This is a genomic window from Schaalia vaccimaxillae DSM 15804 (assembly GCF_000420425.1).
In the GTDB taxonomy this organism is placed as follows: Bacteria; Actinomycetota; Actinomycetes; order Actinomycetales; family Actinomycetaceae; genus Pauljensenia; species Pauljensenia vaccimaxillae.
Genome location: NZ_ATUX01000007.1, coordinates 105,130 through 125,027, shown reverse-complemented (window position 1 = coordinate 125,027; position 19,898 = coordinate 105,130). Strand labels below are relative to the sequence as shown.

12 protein-coding genes are annotated in these 19,898 nt (G+C 56.7%); 4 read left to right on the top strand and 8 right to left on the bottom strand.

Annotation, left to right across the window (positions count from 1 at the left end; genetic code table 11):
* Window positions 1-37 precede the first annotated feature (37 nt).
* Complete coding sequence (locus G439_RS0105550) at window positions 38-1,399, bottom strand: WXG100 family type VII secretion target (RefSeq protein WP_022868199.1); 1,362 nt, start codon at window positions 1,397-1,399, stop codon at window positions 38-40.
* Window positions 1,400-1,401: 2 nt separating this feature from the next.
* The gene (locus G439_RS0105545; protein ID WP_165544524.1) at window positions 1,402-1,608 is read right to left on the bottom strand and encodes a hypothetical protein; all 207 of its coding nucleotides are present in this window, start codon (window positions 1,606-1,608) and stop codon (window positions 1,402-1,404) included.
* Window positions 1,609-1,945: 337 nt separating this feature from the next.
* Between G439_RS0105545 and G439_RS0105540 the strand changes: the two genes are divergently transcribed.
* Both G439_RS0105540 and G439_RS0105535 read left to right on the top strand, forming a co-directional pair.
* Window positions 1,946-3,139 carry a cobalamin-independent methionine synthase II family protein gene (locus tag G439_RS0105540; protein ID WP_022868197.1) on the top strand — a complete coding sequence of 398 codons (1,194 nt, stop codon included), beginning with the start codon at window positions 1,946-1,948 and terminating at the stop codon, window positions 3,137-3,139.
* Window positions 3,140-3,246: 107 nt separating this feature from the next.
* Complete coding sequence (locus tag G439_RS0105535; RefSeq protein ID WP_022868196.1) at window positions 3,247-3,930, top strand: type 1 glutamine amidotransferase; 684 nt, start codon at window positions 3,247-3,249, stop codon at window positions 3,928-3,930.
* 82 nt (window positions 3,931-4,012) lie between these two features.
* Here G439_RS0105535 and manA read toward each other — a convergent pair whose 3' ends face one another.
* Genes manA through G439_RS0105515 form a run of 4 tightly spaced genes read right to left on the bottom strand, consistent with a single transcriptional unit; the run spans window position 4,013 to window position 9,749 of the window.
* Entirely contained in the window at window positions 4,013-5,203 is a 1,191-nt protein-coding gene (gene manA / locus G439_RS0105530) for a mannose-6-phosphate isomerase, class I (protein WP_022868195.1), read from the bottom strand.
* 24 nt (window positions 5,204-5,227) lie between these two features.
* Entirely contained in the window at window positions 5,228-7,003 is a 1,776-nt protein-coding gene (cydC, locus tag G439_RS0105525; RefSeq protein WP_022868194.1) for a thiol reductant ABC exporter subunit CydC, read from the bottom strand.
* Window positions 7,000-8,601: an ABC transporter ATP-binding protein/permease gene (locus G439_RS0105520; RefSeq protein ID WP_022868193.1), complete on the bottom strand. Its 1,602-nt coding sequence runs from the start codon at window positions 8,599-8,601 to the stop codon at window positions 7,000-7,002. The genes cydC and G439_RS0105520 overlap by 4 nt, the downstream gene beginning before the upstream one ends.
* Window positions 8,601-9,749: a branched-chain amino acid aminotransferase gene (locus tag G439_RS0105515; RefSeq protein ID WP_022868192.1), complete on the bottom strand. Its 1,149-nt coding sequence runs from the start codon at window positions 9,747-9,749 to the stop codon at window positions 8,601-8,603. The genes G439_RS0105520 and G439_RS0105515 overlap by 1 nt, the downstream gene beginning before the upstream one ends.
* 287 nt (window positions 9,750-10,036) lie before the next feature.
* On the opposite strand from G439_RS0105515, the gene G439_RS11300 reads away from it, so the two are divergent.
* On the top strand, window positions 10,037-11,575 hold the full coding sequence (locus G439_RS11300; RefSeq protein WP_022868191.1) for an MFS transporter: 1,539 nt from the start codon (window positions 10,037-10,039) through the stop codon (window positions 11,573-11,575).
* A gap of 100 nt (window positions 11,576-11,675) precedes the next feature.
* The gene (locus G439_RS0105505) at window positions 11,676-12,215 is read left to right on the top strand and encodes a hypothetical protein (RefSeq protein ID WP_243442551.1); all 540 of its coding nucleotides are present in this window, start codon (window positions 11,676-11,678) and stop codon (window positions 12,213-12,215) included.
* Window positions 12,216-12,366: 151 nt separating this feature from the next.
* Here the strand turns inward: G439_RS0105505 and G439_RS0105500 are convergent, their stop codons facing one another.
* The gene (locus G439_RS0105500) at window positions 12,367-12,846 is read right to left on the bottom strand and encodes an S-ribosylhomocysteine lyase (protein WP_022868189.1); all 480 of its coding nucleotides are present in this window, start codon (window positions 12,844-12,846) and stop codon (window positions 12,367-12,369) included.
* 241 nt (window positions 12,847-13,087) lie between these two features.
* A complete protein-coding gene (locus G439_RS0105495) occupies window positions 13,088-19,774 on the bottom strand; it encodes a DUF7507 domain-containing protein (protein WP_022868188.1) in 6,687 nt (2,228 codons plus the stop codon).
* Window positions 19,775-19,898: the final 124 nt, after the last annotated feature.

Below are 19,898 nucleotides of genomic sequence, written 5' to 3'. Positions count from 1 at the left end.
AACATGACGGCAACTGCGACAATGACGAACCAACGCCTCACGGGTAACCGCCTCCCACGTCAATAGAATCGAAAGCTCTTTCGAACTCTTCCCACGAGAGGGTAATTTCTGAAGGAGCGTAACCATTGCCGCCAGCGGACGGATTGTGTCCCCACGGGTTGATCAAAGTGATTGAGTTGTCATCGGCACGGATCACTGCATACTCGTGCGATCGAATGATCTCCACCTGCGCGGCCTTCTGCCGACCGTTCGCATCACTGTATGTTGCCGTAACTGGTACCGGATCGGAGTTGATGATCGAGCTGTTAACCGTTCCGGCGGTCACGGGACGCCCTGAGTCAAGTGTTTCAGTGACGCCACCTCGAACTTCAGGCGAATAATGATGGTTAAGTATCGGACGATTAAACCTGGTCGATGGGACTCCAGTCAGATCCTCCATCGCTTCAGAACCGAACCCTCCACTAATCCCATCACGCCACAACGTAGAACTACCAGTGCCGTGGTGACGGCCCTGCGCATACGCGACCTCGAACAGTGAGGCAACGGACGGCGCTTTGCCACTGGCATTGAGTGTCCCCCTCGGGTAATAGCTTGTGACTAGGACGACGTCGGCGCCATCGGGGTTCGGGTTTGTCGGATCGTCATAAATCGTCACGTAGTAGCCGTCGATATTTCCATTCGGCCCGTAGTGGGGTTCAATGCAGCTTTGAAGAAAACGCTTCCCTTCCTCTGAGTTCATCATCGAAATTAAAGACGCAAGGTAGTAGCAGTCGCCGATGCCGCCTTGTCGAACGTCGTAGGGGTCCATGTTCGCGATTGCTTGAGCAAGATAGCCGATATCTCTTGATGAGAAAGACTCCAAGTCTGCGATATTTTCTACGCTTGCGGTATTCGGGTTGTCTCTGAGGTTCTCTGCCTCAATGTGCAGGGCATTGCGCAGATCGGCGGCGCATCGCACCGAATCGTCACGGACACCGTTAATTCGTTCGTTGTAACGTTGGGAGTAGGCGGCTAAAAGTGCTTGGAACTTGGGAAGTTGATCCATTTGCTCTTGCGGAGTCAGGGATTCCCACCTGATGTCTAGACCTCGAGCCTCATCTCGTAACTGATCGACGCGATCATTATGTGTCTTGAGCGCATCGGCGAAGCGTTCAAGAGCACGTTGACCATCTTCTAAACCATCCTCCAGGGCGTAGAAAGCTTTCTTGGCATCGAAGAATGCTCGATCGAAAGCGTCGGCGGCTTCTCCTTCCCACGAGAGCGCAAGGGTTGGTGAAGAGTCATAGTCCCCTTTGATTCGGGCGATTGACTCTCCCTGTATTTTCAGGTCGGCGGCAAGGTTGCGCACGCCCGCCTCGTTGCCAGGCAGGTCACCGATACTGTCCGCAAAAATACCCATGATTAATAGTCGCCCGTTTGATACTTGTTTTTATCCCAGGTGAAAGAGAGCGCCCAATCTTCGTCGTGCCTCTCGTTCTGTTTGCGAGTATCACTGACTGCTACTGAGATTCCTCGCAGCCACTTGGCTAAGCCTCGTATCCGTTCGTCACCTTCATCGCGAAAGACATCGAAGGAGCTTGTCAAAGCTGTCGTAGCGAGAACGGTCATTCCTGGATTCGCAGGTATCTTCTCATCGTTGAGGGATTGCGAAACGTCTAGCAAATGGGAAGCGAGGTTTTTCAATTCGCCAGTATCAACATGAAAAGAACCCACGTTTGCCTCTTAGCGGCTCGAATACACAGGGAATGAAAAGTAATGCCAGTCACAACAATTTTCAGCATACCTGGTCCGCATATCCCCGTCGATAGTTCAAGAGGATTTCTTCTGCAGTCACCCATTTGTATTAACGTCACAATAGCCCGCTGCTCGGACATAACACAGCCCTTGTTCAGGACCACCCTAATGTTATGCGTGAACCTGAAATGACCTGGACGAAAGGCTTCCCATGACGATCCGCACCACCCACGTGGGTTCTCTCCCCCGTACCAATACACTCTTGGATGCGAATAAGGCACGCCGCGAGGGCTCGCTGGACGATGCAGCTTTCAAATCCCTCCTCCAAAACGAAGTCAATGGTGTGATCAAGCGCCAGTCCGATCTGGGTATCGACATCGTCAATGACGGCGAATACGGACACGCCATGCTTGACGTCGTTGATTACGGAGCATGGTGGACCTATTCCTTCTCACGCTTTGGTGGCCTGTCTTTCGAGGACACCTCACGTTTCGACGTGCATCCCCCGGCTGGACGTGACGGGCGCATTTCGTTGTCCTCCTTTGCTAAGCGCCGCGACTGGCAGCGCTTTGCTGATGCCTACGCCGATCCAGATTCCGGCATCCACATCGCCAACAAGAATCCCATCGCATTCCCCACAATCACCGATCAGCTCACCTACATTGGTACCGACGCCGTTGACCAAGACATTCAGGGAACCCTGGCAGCCCTCGAAGCTGCAGGCAAGCCCGCTTCGGATGGCTTCGTTGCGGCAATTTCTCCGGGTTCTGCTTCTCGCGTAGCCAATGCGTTCTACGAGGATGATGAGGCTGTTGTATGGGCGTGTGCAGATGTTCTGCGTGAGGAATACAAGCGCATCACTGACGCGGGCCTGACGGTTCAGATTGACGCTCCCGATATTGCCGAAGCTTGGGATCAGATCAACCCCGAGCCATCCCTTGAGGATTACCGTGCGTTCTCCCAGGTGCGCATTGACGCGCTGAATCATGCGCTTGAGGGGATCGATCCTGATCTGGTTCGTTTCCACGTGTGTTGGGGTTCGTGGCACGGTCCTCACACCACAGACATTCCTTTTAAGCACATTGTTGATTTGGCTCTGTCGGTTAATGCCAATGGCCTGACTTTCGAAGCTGCGAACGCCCAGCACGCTCACGAGTGGGCTATCTGGAAAGACATTGAGCTGCCCGAAGGCAAGTACCTCATCCCCGGCGTCGTGTCCCACTCAACCAATGTTGTTGAGCACCCTGAGTTAGTAGCCCAGCGCATCCGTCAGTTCGCCGACATTGTTGGTGATGAGCGCGTTGTTGCTTCAACCGACTGTGGTTTAGGTGGGCGCATCTACCCGTCGATTGCGTGGGCAAAACTCGAGTCGCTGACAGAGGGCGCGCGCCTGGCGTCGAGGTGATCGTGTCTGGCACGGCAAAGTCATGAGTTGAGCCGGTTGGCATTGAAGCCAGCCGGCTCAACTGCATTTGGATAGGGATTCGTGCTGGTGGAAGTTAAGCTGCGCCCATGACGGTTCTGGTTATCCAGCACGAGGCCGATGTCCCCCTCGGCCTTTTGAGTGAGCTTTTGTCTTCACCGCGCATCCTGCGCATGTGGGAAGACCCTTTGGCAGTATCTGAGGTGTTGCAGTGGATCGACGAGGGCGAGCCGATGCCTGACTCAGTGCTGGTTCTAGGTGGTCGGCAGAATGCTTATGCGGATGAGGCTTGGCCGTGGCTTTCTGACGTGCGTGAACTCATTCGACGCTGCATTGACTCCGATGTGCGTGTATTGGGTGTGTGTTTGGGGGCTCAACTCATTGCGGTCGCAGCGGGTGGCAAGGTCGAAGTGGGAGCGGCTGCGGGTCCTGAATACGGGGTGACTCGAATTTCTTGGTCCGATGATTTTTCCGCTGATCCATTGGTGAGCGGCCTAAGAAACACTAGATGGGTGTTTGAAGATCACGGGGATGCTATTGCGACCTTGCCCGCAGGCGGGCAAGTGTGGGCGTCCTCGGAAAAATATCCGCAGGTCATTAGTGTTGGTTGTGCGATCGGCACCCAATTCCATCCCGAGGTCACCGAGACGATCGTGCGCGACTGGCAGGCCGACAATGCTGACACAGACACCGAAGAGATTGTCGCTGGTTTCCTCGCTCATCGAGACGAGCTCGCGCAGACATGTCGCGTCTTGGCGGCCTGGATCCACTAACCGCCCCTCATTCTTCCCTCCCCCGAGGGACGCCCAAAACTCCCCCGAGGGACGCCCAAAAGTTTGCCGAGGGACGCCCATATCAGGGCGCAGCAACCTGCAGCATCCGCCCTTTCCCACGCGCAAAAAGTTTCTGTTCGCTTGCCGACACAAAAGCAGCATCTCCGCGCTGCAAGTCCAGCTGTGAATCTTGCGTACGTACCGAAATGTCACCGTCGACTACGAGGACGATTCTGGCCCCCTCGCCGGGAACCACAACTTCACCATCGGCCTGGCCCAATGTTGTCACCGCCAACTCGAACTCTTGGGCTGGGACCAAAAACCGGTCAGTCGTTTCAGAGGGATGTTCCGGAGCTACACGGATCGGAGGAAGCGCCGAAAACTCAGCGATCTCCACCAATTGCGCCGAATCAACATACTTTCCCGTAAGCCCAGCACGAATGACGTTGTCCGAAGATGCCATGACCTCAATACCCAGGCCCGACTGATAGGCGTGAATCTGACGCGGAGGAATATGCACGGCCTCGCCTGGACGCAAAGACACCGGATTCATCAAGAAGGCAACGATGATGCCGGGATCACCTGGATGTTTGCGCCCCAGAGCATCCACCAAACGGTCCGTCCGCACCGATGGGGAGCGTCCAGTACTGAGGCGAGCCCGACATTCCTCAACGAACTCATCAACGGCTTGCGGCGTCGCAGGCGAATCTTCGTCCATGAGCCACGCAGTCAACGCCCTCAAACCCCCACGAACTGTGGACAGTTGAAGACGGTGACGCAACTTGGAGGCCAACTCGCATTCCAAACCGTCCAGCAATTCACGGGCTTTACGTGGGACACGGAAACCAACCAACGCCTCGAAGTCAGTCAGGGCGTAAATCATCTCCGGCTTGTGGTTCATATCGCGGTAGCTGCGATGAGCGTCGGTGCGGCCAACTCCTAAGACTTCTTCGCGCAAATAGCCTTCACGGGCGATTTCCTTGGTGGGGTGGACTTGCAGAGATAGCGTCTGCGCCGGCGCAATAATCTTCATCAAGAAAGGCAAGGTTGGACCAAAGGCATACAACAAGCCTGCCCCCAAGGTTCCTCGCGGATCCTCCTCGATGAATTGGGCCAAAGTACGCCCATCGGCTAAAAGGGTGGGCCCATCCCGATGTGCACCAAACCAAATTTCAGAAACGGGACTACCGTTGGCCCGATCCCCTAGGAATGTCGGGATCGCATCGAGGGATCCCCACTCGTCGGCTTTAGCCCATCCCTGAAGAATCTGCATAAGGCGATCCTATCCCCGGCGGCTTCACACACTGCTTTCCCGCGCAACCAAGGTGGCAAGCGCACCTTGACGCCCCATGAGTTCGCTGTAAGCTCCCTCTTCGACGACCCGCCCAGAATCCATGACGATAATGTGGTCAGCATCGGCGACCGTTGAAATCCTGTGGGCAATAACAACCAAGGTTTTCCCAGCGGTCCCGCGCCGTATCCGATCAAGAACAACCTGTTCAGTTGCAGAATCAACCTGGCTGGTTGCTTCGTCCAAGACAATCACTGGGGCTTGGCGCAGGAGGGCTCGCGCGAGGGCGAGACGCTGACGTTGCCCACCGGATAGCCTCTCCCCCATTTCTCCGACGTTGGTGTCCATGCCATCAGGTTCGCTTGCGAGCCACTGGTCGAGGCCGACGAGGGCGACTGCTTCTTCTAGTTCGGACGCGCTTGCTTGCGGGCGGGCCAGACGCAGGTTAGCTGCAACCGATTCGTTGAAGATGTACGGGCGTTGGGGTGCGGATGCGACGAGGTCGCGTAGCCGCTCACGTGCGAGGTTGCGAATGCTGGTGCTGCCAATGCTGATGTCTCCAGCATCTGGGTCGTAGGTGCGTGTCAGTAGCGCCGCCACAGTGGACTTACCGGAGCCGGAGGCGCCAACAATCGCGGTGGTTTTTCCTGCTTGGAAGCGCATGGAAACGTTGTGTAGAACTTGGGGACGAGGCGGCTGCTGGGTATCCGATCCCAGGTTGATCACGGGATAGGAGAAGGACACGCCGTCCACAACTATGTCCCCCATGCCGTCAGATTCTTCGGGGTCGTCGGGATCTGCGACAAGAGGTGGCCGGTCGGTGACAGCAAAGACGCGGGCTGCTGAGGCGTAGGCCTGATCGAGGTCGGCCATGAAGTCTTCAACAGCGGTCACTGGCCCGAATGATCCCAGTGCCAATCCCACTGCAATGCCGATTTGTGGGGCTGTGATGGTTCCTTGGGAGTACAGGTGAATGGCGACGATGCCGACGCTGAGTACCATGAGGGCCAGGACGCTTTGGTTCAGTCCGCGCCTGGTTGCAACCCAAGATGCGCTGGTGCGTTGAGATGAAGCGATTTGGTTTTCCAGGACACGCATCTCATCTAAACGTCGTTGCTGGGCTCCAAAGGAGACGATTTCGCGCACGCCTTGCACCGAGTCGGTGACGTGAGTGGCCAGTTCTCCTCTGTCTCGTCGCAGACGCCTGGCCGCAGCATCCGTGCTCTTGCCTCCCAACATGGGAATGACCAGGGCGGAGATGATGAGGAAGGGCACGAGGGTTGCGGCGATGAGCCAACTGGTACTCAACCCCGCCCACACCACCGTGGCAGCGGGGACGACGATGGCTGTCAGGAGAGGGCCCAGAGTGTGAGCGAAGAACACTTCGATGCGGTCAATATCTTTTGTGACGCGGTTGAGCAGGTCGCCCGCGTCTTGCCCTTCGGTGACTGCTGGCGCTTGGGGTTCGAGCTGGTCGTAAAAGTAGTTGCGCAGGATTGCCAGCGAATGGAAGGCGACGAAGTGGCCAGCGAATTGCTCGAGGTAGCGGGCTATCCCCTTAAGTAGAGACATGACGATGAGGGCGAGAATGACCCTCTCGATGGTCCACAGTGATGTGGTTGTTCTGTCCAAAGGCAGGTAGATGATGGCCCATCCCGCGAGCGCATAGAGACCAATTCCGAGCAGCAGGAATACTGTTCGAGCAACGATGGACCAGGCTAGGGGTGGCAGAACTCGCCTGGTGATAGTCAGCAGCCGTTTGGATAGATCCATTCGCGTCATTGGATCTTCCCTTCCACCAGGTCGACGCGGCGTGATGCATCCTCGATGGTTGCTTGCCGATGTGACACGGTCACTGTGGTTTTACCCACCGAGGCCTGGGACAGGGCAGCGAGTATTTCGCGTTCTGATGTCAGGTCAACGTGGGCGGTGGGTTCGTCGAGTAAGAGGATCGGAGCGTCTTTGAGCAGGGCTCGCGCAATAGCGACGCGTTGGGCTTCTCCTCCAGAAAGGGCCAGGCCGCGTGATCCAACTTGGGTGTCGAGTCCTTCTGGCAGGCGTTTGAGCAGGTCTTGGAGGTGGGCGGCGTTGAGCGCAGCGATGAGGTCTTCGTCGGTCGCGTCAGGGGCAGCGATCAGAAGGTTGTCACGCAAAGTGCCTGAGAAAAGATACGTCGTTTGTTCGACGACTCCGGCGCGTGACCGCACCCACGCGAGGGGTGCGCAAGCCACATCGATCCCTTCGATGAGAACTTTGCCGGATGCGGGTTGCACGTGCCCTTGAAGAAGTGCAAGCAGCGTCGACTTTCCAGCTCCCGACGGCCCTGCGAGGACGATGTGTTCACCGGCTTGCACACTTAGGTCAGCATTTACGAGGACGGGCACGTCTTCGTTGTAAGCGAAGTCGACTCCCTGGATGGACAGCGTTCCCGGCGCGGGCACCGACTGAGGTTCGGTGACGCCGGGCGCGTCGCAGGCGGTGGGAACTTGTGCGTTGAACGCCTTGATTTCGCGGCCTGCCGCAATGCCTCCCATGCCGATGTAGAAGAATTGTCCAATTCGGTCGAGCGGATCCAGCATGATCGATGACAGAAGAACCAGAGCCAAGCCCTGGCCGATGGAAATTGCTCCGGCCTCGACTCGCACCAACCCTAAAGCTGCGGCTCCTGTAATCATGCCCAGGCTAAACACTGAGTCAATGACGAGCAGCGTTACCTGGTTGCCAGCAAGGTAACGCATGACGTTGAAACGCACATTTTCGGCCTCGTCAGCCAGGACGCGCCCCATGCGTTTGCCTGCATTCATCAGCGACAGCGCACCGAGCCCCTGGATGGCGTCGAGTTCTTGGGCGGCGAGTTTTCGCGAGGACGCTCGATAGCGCTTAGACACTGGCCTAAAAGCCATCTGGAAGAGGCCAACGGAAAGTGGTACTAGAGGGATCACAATCGCAAGGAATCCCGCGCTCACCCAGTCGATGAATACACCAACAATGAGGACCACTAAAACGGGGGTCGCCAAAGAGGCGATCATGGGTGCAATGAAGGTGGCGCGGTAGGTTGCGTTGCGTTCAACCCCATCGGTGGCTGAGTTGACGATACGGCCGCTTCGTTCACGGGTCCGCTGGGAAGGGCCAAGCATGAATACTTGGGAGACGAGGCCGCGGCGTAACTGTGGTTCCAGGTCAGCTAATTCGAAGCCTCCCATGAGCGACACTGCGAAAGCGCACACTCCGGACACGACGGCTGTGCCCACAGCCCACAACCACTGCGGCGCCGGCAAATCGCTAAGAACTGCGTCCAATCCCTGTCCGATTGCCATATACGTCATGGCCAAGGCTAGGGACGATACCCATAACAGGAGAACGACAACAACGCGCTTCATCACACGATGCGGTAAGTCCAGCCGTAGGGGTCTTCGGCGCGGCCAGTTTGGATATCGGTGATCTGGCGGTGGATCGACTTTGTGGTCTCGCCGACGGGAACGTCAATCTCGAAACCGTCTCCACCCAATTTGCTAATCGGGGTGATGACAGCGGCCGTACCACAGGCAAAAACTTCAGCTACTTCACCGGATTCGATTCCTGCCAAGAGGTCGTCGAATGCAATCTGTTCTTCTCGCACCTCCACGCCCTGGTCGCGCAGCAGACGAATAATGGCAGAGCGGGTACCTCCCTCGAGGATGACTCCGGTGAGCTTCGGGGTGCGGACCACGCCGTTTGCCATGACGACAAACATATTCATGCCGCCAAGTTCTTCAATGTACTTTTCTTCGTAGGTGTCCAGGAAGCACACCTGCGAATAGCCCTTCTCAGCGGCTTCAATCTGGGGAAGGAGCGAGGCCGCGTAGTTGCCGCCGCACTTGGCTGCCCCCGTTCCACCGGGGCCGGCGCGGTGGTATCCCTTGGCCACCCAAATAGCCACGCCCTTGAACCCGGCCTTGAAGTAGGGGCCTGACGGCGAGCCAATGACGTAGTAGTCGACCACATCGGCTGCTTGGACACCCACGAATTCTTCGGAAGCAAACATGAAAGGCCGCAGGTAAAGGGAAGAACCTTCGCCGCCTGGAACCCACTTAGCGTCCGCGCGTACGTAATCCACCAGCGAGGCAATGAAGTCTTCGCGGTCCATTTCCGGCAATGCGAGTCTGCGGGCTGAGGCGTTGAGCCGTGCGGCATTGAAGCCGGGACGGAAGGTCCAGATGGAGCCGTCCTCGTGACGGTAGGCCTTGATGCCTTCGAACACTTCCTGCGCATAGTGCAAAACAGAGGCGCCGGGAGTGAGAGTCAGCGGACCGAAAGGAATGACCTCTTTTTGGCTCCAGCCTTCACCGCGGGTCCACCGCATGTGAGCCATATGGTCGGTGAAGTGGCGCCCAAAATCGAGGTCGGTCATGATCTGACGGAACTGAGATTCGGGGGTTGGGTTCTCGTTGGAAGTCAGCGGGAATCGACCAGCCAGGGAATCGGCTACCGCAATTGCTTGATCTCCCAGGCGCTCTAGCTCTGTGGGAATGTGGCTTTGCGTTGCCATTGCTGACCTCCTGGTCGTTGTATGCGCGTCGGATACGCGCGAGAACTCCTTTTAAGGATATGGCTCTGACGAGGCCTTGAAGCGGGGCTTCCGTCATGTGACCCCTTTTCAAGAACAGGCTCGCTGTCGAAGTTCTCACATGCTTCTGGCTTACGAGGCGCTTCGTTTTTGCCGTAACGTCGCCGTTGCGATCGCACGCCGATGTTACGACGCACCGGCGTGTGAACCACCATGGGCTAGTGCGGGCAAGCGCATTGTCGGCGTGCACAAGAAAGGCAAGAGCCACAGTGCACAACACATCCCAACCCGTTGCGATGCAGGCCCACGAAGCGCCCACTGCTGAGAAGATCTCCCCCGATCTCATCGGAGCCATCATTGCAACGGCTATCCTGTCCTTCCTCGGTCTCTTCCTGGAGACCGTCCTCAATGTTCTTTTCCCCGCCCTCATGAACGATTTCGGCGTGGGTATGTCGGATGTCCAGTGGATGACGTCTGGCTATCTGCTGGTGGTGTCGGTCGTTATGCCGATCACCGGCTGGCTTCAACGCCGCTTCACCCAGCGCAGCCTCTTCTTCACGGCCGCCGCAACTATTTTCGCCGGCGCTTTGATTGCCGCTCTCGCGCCCTCGTACCCGATACTGCTAGCCGGTCGCCTCCTCCAGGGTGTGGGCACCGGCATCATCACGCCTTTGATGTTCACGATTATTTTGACGCGTTCTCCGCGTTCTAAGCTCGGTCAGCTCATGGGTATTGGCGCCTTGTCTTTGGGTGTGGCTCCCGCACTTGGCCCTTTCATCGGAGGCATCGTCGGCGAGGTTTCCTCGTGGCGCGCGATCTTTTGGGCGGCGCTGGTTTTGGTGTCCGTGTCATTTGCTTGCGGGTGGGCTTCTATCAAGGGCGACAAAACTGAGTCGGTGGCTCTGGACTGGCGTCAAGTTGGTCTAATTGCGATCACTTTCGTCGGTTTAATTCTGGGCATTGAACGCCTGGGAGCCACGCTATCGGGTAGTGGCAGGGCCTCAGACCTTGCTGTGTCGCTCATCTTGATCGTTGTTGGCGTGGCCGCAGCTGTGGCATTCGTGGCAGTCAATACTCGTTCAACTTCCCCCGTGATCCGCCTGTCTGTTCTAGCTCATCCGACCTACCGCTACGGGCTGTTGGCTTTCTCGTTCTTCCAGTTTGCGGCACTGGGGTTGGGTTATCTATTGCCTAACGCCGCACAGTTGGCGTTGGGGATGGGGTCGCTTCAAGCCGGTCTTTTGGTGTTGCCTGGTGCGGTTCTGGGTGGTCTGATGGCTCCCGTATCTGGCTCCTTGCTGGATCGTTTTGGTCCTCGTACACCGATTCTTGCAGGCTCTGGCGTTGCTTTGGTGGCCACCGTCATGCTGGCTATTCGTGGCACTGCCCTGGATGGAATGTGGATGGCTGCATTCTATTTCCTGTTCATGTTCGGTTTCGGTTTGGCGTACACAAATACACAGACTCACGCGATGGCTCATGCGCAGCGCGAGCTCACGGCCGACGGCACCGCATTGATGAACACTATCCAGCAGTTCTTTGGGGCAGTTTCAATGACCATTTTGGCTACCGTTGTGGCACTGTCGCAGGCTGGAACCACTGCTGGGAGTGACGCCTACATGGGTGCCACTTCGACTGGCGTTTTCTACGGTTTCGTCATTGTTGCGGTGATCGTTGCCGTTGCTTTGGCGTTTGAGTGGGCGTCCATGCGGTCCTCGAAGATGGTGGCCCTCTCCCGTTCTATTGACGAGGGCGACCAGGGCGCGGGCAGTTTTGACGAGGTCGAGGCTCGCATCGACGTCGCCTAAGCCCTGAGCATTCTTTGCCCGGCCGAGCCAACGCAATCCAGTTCCTGCTGGATAGCACTTGGCTCGGCCGGGTTGTCGTATCCAGGCTTACAATCGAGCAATGAACCAGATGCCAACAATCCCCCCTCAAGTTACGGATCTATTGCCGACAACCGATCGACGCGAACCGGCAATCCTCTTCGAAGACGGGCGCTGGGTTGTCGCTGGCCGCTACGCAATAATCCTTGCCGATCCCGGTAGCCACGCCACGTCCGGTCAAGACGAGGATGGGGTCGAACGCACGGCCTCGGTCATTGATTCGGGCATGTGGTACGAGGTTCAAACGGCGCGTTGGGATGGAGACAGCCGCACTCTGACGTGTACGTGGGTGGATCCGGAGCGGCCTACTTTGTCGGGCGTGACCGTGTCGGAGGATCCTGAGATATTCATGCGTGTTGTCACCGAGAGGGTCCATCACACGATGGTGACGTCAAAGCAGGTCAAAGCCCACAATGGGACGACTTTGACCTGTTGGATTCGTCGACGTGAAGACAACGAGTTGTTTTCGATTTTGACAGCTGATGGGCCTTTGGATGAGTCGGGGCTTGAGTTGGCGTCGCGTTTCGAAGCTCAGATGCGAGAAGGCGTCGGCCTCGACTAACCGCCCTCGTTAGCCCCTCCCTCATTTCATTTCCCGCGAAGGACGCCCATAACTTCCGCGAAGGACGCACAAAAGTTCCCCGAGGGACGCTCGTTTCAAGACTGCGGGATCATCGCCAGCCTCAAGACAGGCACCTCGGGGAACGTGTCACTCACTCAGAAAGCATTTTGCGCTCGAAAGGATCAACCGAGATCCCTTCTTCAAGAACCTTTGCCGCCCATTCTTTCGCCGAGAACAGCGAGTGATCCCTGTAGTTACCGCAGGAGTAAATGTCGGTGCCCGGCACATCTTCCCATGTGACTTCTTCAGCGATTGCACGCAGAGAATCGGTGACAACACGGGTGATGTCCTCAACTGAAGGAGTACCCCACGTAATCATGTGGAATCCGGTTGCACAGCCAAAAGGCGAACAATCAATCATCCCGTCCATGCGATCGCGGATCAGTGAAGCAAGCAGATGCTCGATGGTGTGCAAGCCCGAGGACGGGATGGAGTTTTCATTCGGCTGCACAAATCGCAGATCAAAGTTAGAAATTTTGTCACCGTTGGGGCCTGTTTCGACGTCAATCAGACGCACATAAGGGGCCTTAACCGCTGTGTGATCCAGAGTGAAGGACTCAACTTCTGCCATGGGTTCTCCTTAGATGGGGTATTCCGCGATATCAGGCGATAACGCGAAAGTGGAGTAACTACGAATGGAATCTTCCCACATTTCACGCACCGATGATTGGGGACATCTCGACGCTAAGCGCCCAGATCCCCAATTTGGGACTGGGATTTTCCCACCATACAAATGCTGAGTTGTGATGTGAATAAAATAAACAGGGCCCGAACTCTTTCGAGTCCGGGCCCTGTCTCAGCCTATGTCAGCCTCAGTCGTTACGACGACGGTTGAAGCTCAAAGCTGCTGCACCCATCAGGCCTAGGCCAGTGGCCCACAGAAGGATGGATCCTTCAGCACCTGTCTTGGCGAGCTTGCTCTTGCGCTTGACATGAGCGTAAGCGGGATCTTCAGGAGATTCCACAGGCGTGGGCGGCTCGTTCGGAGCCGTCGGCTCACCGGGGATCGGTGTCGGCGGCGTCTTGGTCGGAGGAACACCCGTTGCCTTAGCAACGTTGTGGTGAACCGTTCCAGCCTTAGGAGCCTTGATGGTGGCCGAGCAGATGGAGGTCTGACCAGCCTTCAGGTACGCGATCGTGTCATTGCCAGTGCCGGGGCACACGATGCCCGACTTGATCACCGAGTCGGTGACCTTGACGTTGACCAGATCCACCTTGCCATCGTTAGTGACTTCGAAGGTGACCTTCATGTCCGAACCGGCCTTCACCTCAACACCCGGGCGAGTATTGGCGTCGTCACCGTTGATCTTCTTGACGATCGCCAGCGAAGGAACGCCAGCGTGGCCCTCATCCGGCGGCGAAGAAATCGGCGTCGGCGGGGTGTTGGAGTTCGGATCCTTCGGAGGCGTGCCATGAGCAACCGCAACGTTCACGTGGTGTCCACCGGCTGCCTTGGGGGCAATAACGGTGGCCGTGAAGAAGGCGTACTCTCCCGGAGCAAGGGTTCCAGTGAAGTCAGAGGACTGACCTTCTTGGTTCCACTTGAGAGTGGGCGCGGTGATGTCTTTCGCCTTGATCTTGTCATCAGTGACGTTGACATCGTTGAGCGTGCGGTTGCCGGTATTGGTCACCAGGTAGGTCACCTGGATCTCGGAGCCGGGCTTCACAGCAATCGGGTCGTCCGCATCCGCGTCGAAACCGTTGAGCTTCTTCTCAATGGTGATCGACGGTTCATTCGGGGTGTGAGCGTTGCCCGGGTCCTCCGGGGACTCGTAAGGAGTTTCCGGAGTGTAGGGCGGGTTGCCAGGCTGGTTCGGATCGTTCGGATCCGGGGTATCCGGATGGTTCGGGTCCGGGCTGTTCGGATCGTTCGGGTCCTTGGGCAGCGGCGTGGTCGGAGGCACGCCAGTCGCCTTGGCGACGTTGGTGTGCAAACCGTTGCCTTCTGCCGGGGCCTTCATCGTTGCCTCGCAGGTGATCGACTCACCCGGTTCGAGGCTGACCGAAGTTTCGGACAGCTTGGCACCGTCACATGTGATCTGGTCGAGAGTCGGAGCAACTGCGTCACCAACGGTGACGTTGTCGATGATCTTGACCTGGTCCATGCGTACCTTGCCCTCGTTGGTGACGAGGTAGGTGATCCTCATGTCGGATCCTGCAACCACTGCCACACCGGGGGCTTCGTTGGCGTCGTCACCGTTGATCTTCTTAACGATCGTCAGCTTCGGCGTCTCAGCGTTGCCGTCGTCCGAGGGCGGCGGGTTCTTCGGATCATCATTCGGATAGATCGGCGGAACATCCGGGTTTTCCGGCGGGTTGTTCGGATCCGGCGGTGTGGTCGGATCCTCCGGCGGGAAGCCGTTGGTAGTCGCCACGTTGCGGTGACTTTGACCGGCTTCTTGCGGTGCCTTGATCGTTGCGGTGTAGATCGCGTACTCGCCGAGGTCGAGGGCACCCTTGTAGGCACCAACTTCCTTGCCGTCCTTGTCGTAACGGACTGCGGGAGCGGTGATCTTGTCAGCGGAGACTTGATCGTCAGTTACGGTGATGCCTGTGACAATCTGGTTGCCGGTGTTGCGCACGATGAAGGACACTGCCATGTCTTCACCGGGCTTGACCACAACGGGGTTGTCAACCGAGGCATCGCGGCCATTGATCTTCTTGGTGATCGACAGGCTCGGCGACTTCGGGGTCTTTGCGTTACCCGGATCCTCGGGCGACTCGACCGGAGGAACCGTGGGGTTATTCGGGTCGTTGGGGTCGTCCGGGTTGGGAGCCGGAGGAGTGTTCGGATCGTTGGGAACCGGCGTGGGTGTCGGCGGGTTCTTGGGAGTTCCCTCAGCCTTGGCGTAGTTCGTGTGCAGCTGGCCACCGTAGGCAGGTGCCGTAATAGTGGTTGTGCATTCGATCGTTTCACCAACCGCGAGATCCGTCTTCGGGCAGGTAATGCCCTCAACGGCCAGGTTCTCCTGGGTTGCAATTCGGTCGCTGACCTTGATGTCGGTCAAAGGTGTCTTGCCATCGTTGGTCACCTTGTAGGTGATCGTCATTGGCTCGCCAACCTTGACAGAGACCGCGGTCTCTTCGGTGTCCGCGTCTTGGCCATTAATGAGCTTCTTAATGGCGATGGAGGGGACTCCCGCGTGACCGTCGTCCGAGGGCGGCGGGTTCTTCGGATCATCCTCGGGGTAGATCGGAGGAACGTTCGGCGGGTTGTCCGGGTCCGGCGGATTATTCGGGTCCGGCGGGTTATTCGGATCCTCCGGCGGGTAACCGTTAGTCGTCGCGACATTGTGGTGCGTCTTAGTGTCACCCTCAGGAGCCTTCAGGGTCGTCGTGTAGATGACGTATTCGCCGACACCGAGGGCGCCCTTGTAGGCACCAGCGGGGTTGCCCTCAGCATCGTAGCGTTCAGCGCCAGCGACGATCTGGGCACCCTGCTTCTTAGCAATGTCGTCTTCCACCTTGATGTTGGTGACGACAGTGGTTCCGGTGTTACGCACGATGAAGGAAACCTTCATGTCCTCACCCGGCTTGACCACAACCGGACTGTCTTCAGACGTGTCGTAGCCGTTGATTCGCTTGGTGATTGACAATGCCGCCTTGTCTGGCGTCCGAGCATTGGCGGGGTCCTCGTCCTCAACCGTCGGGGGGACGGTCTCAGGCGGGGTCGTGCCATCGGGGGTTTCAGGAGGAGTACCGTTTGACGGCGGTGTACCTGTCACCTTGGCAACGTTGGTGTGCAAGACACCCGCGCCAGCCGGAGCGGTCATGGTTGCGGTGCACGTCATGGATGCACCCGCAGCCAGCTTCGTCTCCGGGCAGGACAGATCAGTCGGAGCATTGCCGCCGCCGGCAGTCACTTGGTCAGTGAGTTCAACGTTGGTCAACTCAGTCAAACCCTTGTTCGTCACCTTGTAGGTGACGTTCATCGTCGAACCGGGAGCCACCTCGACAGCATTGGCAGCTTCGTTGGCATCTTGGCCGTTGATGTATTTAATGACTTCAATACCAGGCTTGTTAGCGTAAGCGTCGTCTTCTGGCTCCTCAGGAGTCGTCGGAGGTGTGTTCGGCGGATTGTCGTTCGGATCATCCGGATTTGGTGGATTCTTCGGATCTTCCGGCGGGTAGCCGCTGGCTTTGCCAACATTATGGTGCTGCTCACCGGCCGCTGGAGCAGGCGCTGTAGCGGTGAAGACGGCAGTCTGCCCAGGGGCAAGCATCCCGTGGAAGCCCGGCACGATGGTTCCATCGGCAGCGTAGCGTTGTGTCGGAGCAGTAACGATAATCGATGGGATCGAATCGGTGACAGTAACGTTGGTCATCACCGTGTTGCCCGTGTTCTTGACCTCGTAGGTCAGGTTCATCGTGTCTCCAACCGCAACACCGGGGGCAGCGTCCGCGTTGTAACCGTTGATCTTCTTCTCGATCGTCAGACCAGGCTTGATAATCGGTACGCAAGCGTCATTGTCGCCATCCGAGCCGTCATCACCGGGCATGGAAACAATGTTGAAAGCTCCCTTGCCAGGTGTCCCCTTACCATCGGTTTCACAAACATTGGCAACGGAATCCTCGGTCCAGCTATATTCCGCAGGCGCGTTGCCAGTGATCACGATGTCATAGGTAATGGTCGCGTCCTCACCAATTATCGTGTTCGCACGAGCGAGAGTGATTGGGCGTCCCGAAGCTGCACGTGGATCAGGCAGATTGTTCACAGTCATTTTTGTGACTCTGAATCCCTGGGGAAGGGTCGGTGTGTCTGTCAAGGGACCGAAAACAGTCTGGGGACCCTTATTAGTTACGGTAACCGTGTACTTTGCTGTGAAATTGCCGTCCTTATCAACGAGGGCCGAAGCGGTGGTGGCATCCTTCTTCACACTTAGTGACGGCTTCAAAGTGATGCAGTCGTCGTTGTCGCCGTCCTCGTCACCTGTGTCGCCGTTGGCAGCGACATAGTTGTAGCCACCGTAGTTCGATGTGCCACGTCCCTCACCAGACTTACATACAGCCTTGTCAACCCAGTCGACGGTGGCCAATTTATCCGTGTGGACAGTGATGACGACTTTGGCGCTCTTCTCACCCGTTGTATCTCCATTTTTTGCGGGAACCATTGTTCCCTTGGGAAACACTGTGAAAGAACCATCGGCCTTCGTTGTGACGGAGGTAGCTCCCTCGACGGTATCACCAATTTTAACGTCGGTGACCTTGAAGTCCGGGGAGATGGCTGGTGTATCGATAACGTCAGACTGGGTAGCCGCTTCAGTATCACCGGAATTCTCCAGCGTCACTGTGTAAATAAGGGTTGCATTGCCGTTGCCATCGACATGCACTTCCTTGTAATCGGCAACCTTTTTAACGTTAAGCGATGAGGCGACAATATTAATGCAGTCATCATTGTCATCAGTGGAGGTGGCGGGTTCTCCGTCAAGAGTGACCGCGTTGTAGCCACCAAAATTAGGGGTGCCAGGCCCGTCGGAAGGCTTGCATTCACCAATCTTCTCCGGTCCAGTGACCTGAGTAAGAGCCTCGGCACTGAGCTCGGCCTCAATGACGACCTTGTAGGACTTGGTTCCGGGAACCACAGAGCCTTCAGCACTAACCGTGGCGGCGGGCACAACTTGGTTGGCAGACGCGATCTCGAAGGGAGCATCGTTGGTCGGGGTGGGGCTGACCACCTCACCGTCAACCGTCACCTTGGTCAGAGTAAAGCCTTCGGGCAGTCCAGGCGTATCGGTGAGAGGGCCGAATACTTGGTCCTTCGTGTAGTCGTTGGAAACCGTCACCGTATAAGGCAGAGTCACTTTATTGTTGTAAACACGCACAGATGTCGTATCTGCTGTCTTCGCAACCGTTGGCTTAGGATCATCGCCATACTGGTTGACATAGCGACAGGTGATGGCCAGAGTAGCCGTGGAATCCGCCATGGCAATATCTCTTAGGCTGACAGTCCGACCTGCAAGGTCAGAGTTGATCGTTGTTCCTGCACGAGTTGTCACCAACGGATAAGTATTGCGATCAGTCCAGTTTCGAACAGGTTCTGGTTCATACTTGCCGTCACCGTTCGAGTCCTCAGCCGGACCTTGGACACATTGGAGAGCTGTCAGTGTCCAATTCGGCTGCAGATCACGTTCCATGACATCAACGCCGTCGATAGGCACGAGCATTTCCTGCTGCGATGTGGCGACACCATTAGACGTATTAGTGAAGGTACCAGTGGCCAGATCGAAGGCACTGGGCGTCAGGGAAATATCTTTGACAACATCCGGAGTGTCGTTCATTTCGAAGTCGAAGGCCGGTATGTTCGTCTCGGCAGTTTCAGGTGCCTTCTGAACCTCTTTCTGGATAACCAGAGGTCGTTCCTGCTCCCACGAAGCATAAAGACAACCGTAGGTCAAAGCATTCTCTTTGGTGATGAATTCGTTAGTCACATTGTTGGTCGCAGGAGAGGCCGGACAAGTAACCGAACCGTCACCATTCGCACTCGGCTCAGTAAAGCCACGGATGACCAAGCGATAGGGCATACCACCAGAAGTGGTAAAGACCTTGGTAGACCTAATCTCGGAGAACTTCGTGATGTCATCGACGTCAGATGCAGGCTTTGGATAAAGGAAATCCAAGTTGCCAGTTTCCACGAATATCCGATCCGGTGTCGTGTAGGTTTGTGCAGTATTCGGATACCAGTAGCCATTGGCAGCCTGATAGAAATGGTAATAAAGAACTTTGCCATCGCCATCACGCTGAGCAACTACAGCGGGATCTTGACCGTTGTAAACTCGTGTCGATCTCAGCTCAGCACTGTAGTTACCAGCGGTACCAACAACATTCCAATACAGGAATGCGCCGTCTTCCCCCACCTCATACCTGGGTTCGGCGACATTGCGAGTTTCCTCAAGATTCCAAGAAAATGAGTCTCCCTGGCTCCCTGTTGCAGCACCCGAGAAGTGAACGTTGAGATCTCCGTAGAAGAGCGATGCTGCATCTCCAACATCTTGACGCATATCAGAGATCACCCAGTTTTGGTGCTGTACCTGACCGAGGAGAAAGGCTTCACCTGCGACTGCTTCCGCCGGCGCCATGGGTGAGAATCCGATAGAGCTCTGGCGCGTCACAAGTGCAGGTTCTGTGCTCAGAGGACAACCTTCACCAGAGAAAGCTGGAACACCGTGAGCAAGGAAGCTCGTCGAGCCATTACCAACGTTCGGATTGTCACCGGGCTTCGTGACATTACCATCCGCATCTCGACTCGCAGAGCGAATACACGTCACCGACGCATCGCCCCGTATTGCCGTGGCAAGCTCATCATCGGTAGTCGTGTACACGCTCCTGTCCGGAGTCAGCGAAGCAGTGAACTCGCCCATTTGGATCGTCTGCGGTCCCGCAGCCTGTGCTGGTGTCGGCGCAGCCACATGGCCGACAACGAGGGTCGAGAGAGCCAGTGCGAACACCGACGTCACCCCTACCCCACGTCGCCAGCGGCGCGCTATTGGATTGATTTTCATGAGATCTTCCTTCGAAACGGTCCTATATCGATGGACAAGACACGCTCAAAATCCTAAAGGATTGGTTCTTCGATAACCAGAAAAATGAAAACAATCACGAGTAACTATCGAGTGGTTCACCGAA

Excerpts from the sequence above, each read along its gene's own strand:
- G439_RS0105550 (WP_022868199.1), bottom strand. The coding sequence starts at position 1,399 with ATGGGTATTTTTGCGGACAGTATCGGTGACCTGCCTGGCAACGAGGCG.
- G439_RS0105545 (WP_165544524.1), bottom strand. The coding sequence starts at position 1,608 with ATGACCGTTCTCGCTACGACAGCTTTGACAAGCTCCTTCGATGTCTTT.
- G439_RS0105540 (WP_022868197.1), top strand. The coding sequence starts at position 1,946 with ATGACGATCCGCACCACCCACGTGGGTTCTCTCCCCCGTACCAATACA.
- G439_RS0105535 (WP_022868196.1), top strand. The coding sequence starts at position 3,247 with ATGACGGTTCTGGTTATCCAGCACGAGGCCGATGTCCCCCTCGGCCTT.
- manA (WP_022868195.1), bottom strand. The coding sequence starts at position 5,203 with ATGCAGATTCTTCAGGGATGGGCTAAAGCCGACGAGTGGGGATCCCTC.
- cydC (WP_022868194.1), bottom strand. The coding sequence starts at position 7,003 with ATGACGCGAATGGATCTATCCAAACGGCTGCTGACTATCACCAGGCGA.
- G439_RS0105520 (WP_022868193.1), bottom strand. The coding sequence starts at position 8,601 with ATGAAGCGCGTTGTTGTCGTTCTCCTGTTATGGGTATCGTCCCTAGCC.
- G439_RS0105515 (WP_022868192.1), bottom strand. The coding sequence starts at position 9,749 with ATGGCAACGCAAAGCCACATTCCCACAGAGCTAGAGCGCCTGGGAGAT.
- G439_RS0105505 (WP_243442551.1), top strand. The coding sequence starts at position 11,676 with ATGAACCAGATGCCAACAATCCCCCCTCAAGTTACGGATCTATTGCCG.
- G439_RS0105500 (WP_022868189.1), bottom strand. The coding sequence starts at position 12,846 with ATGGCAGAAGTTGAGTCCTTCACTCTGGATCACACAGCGGTTAAGGCC.
- G439_RS0105495 (WP_022868188.1), bottom strand. The coding sequence starts at position 19,774 with ATGAAAATCAATCCAATAGCGCGCCGCTGGCGACGTGGGGTAGGGGTG.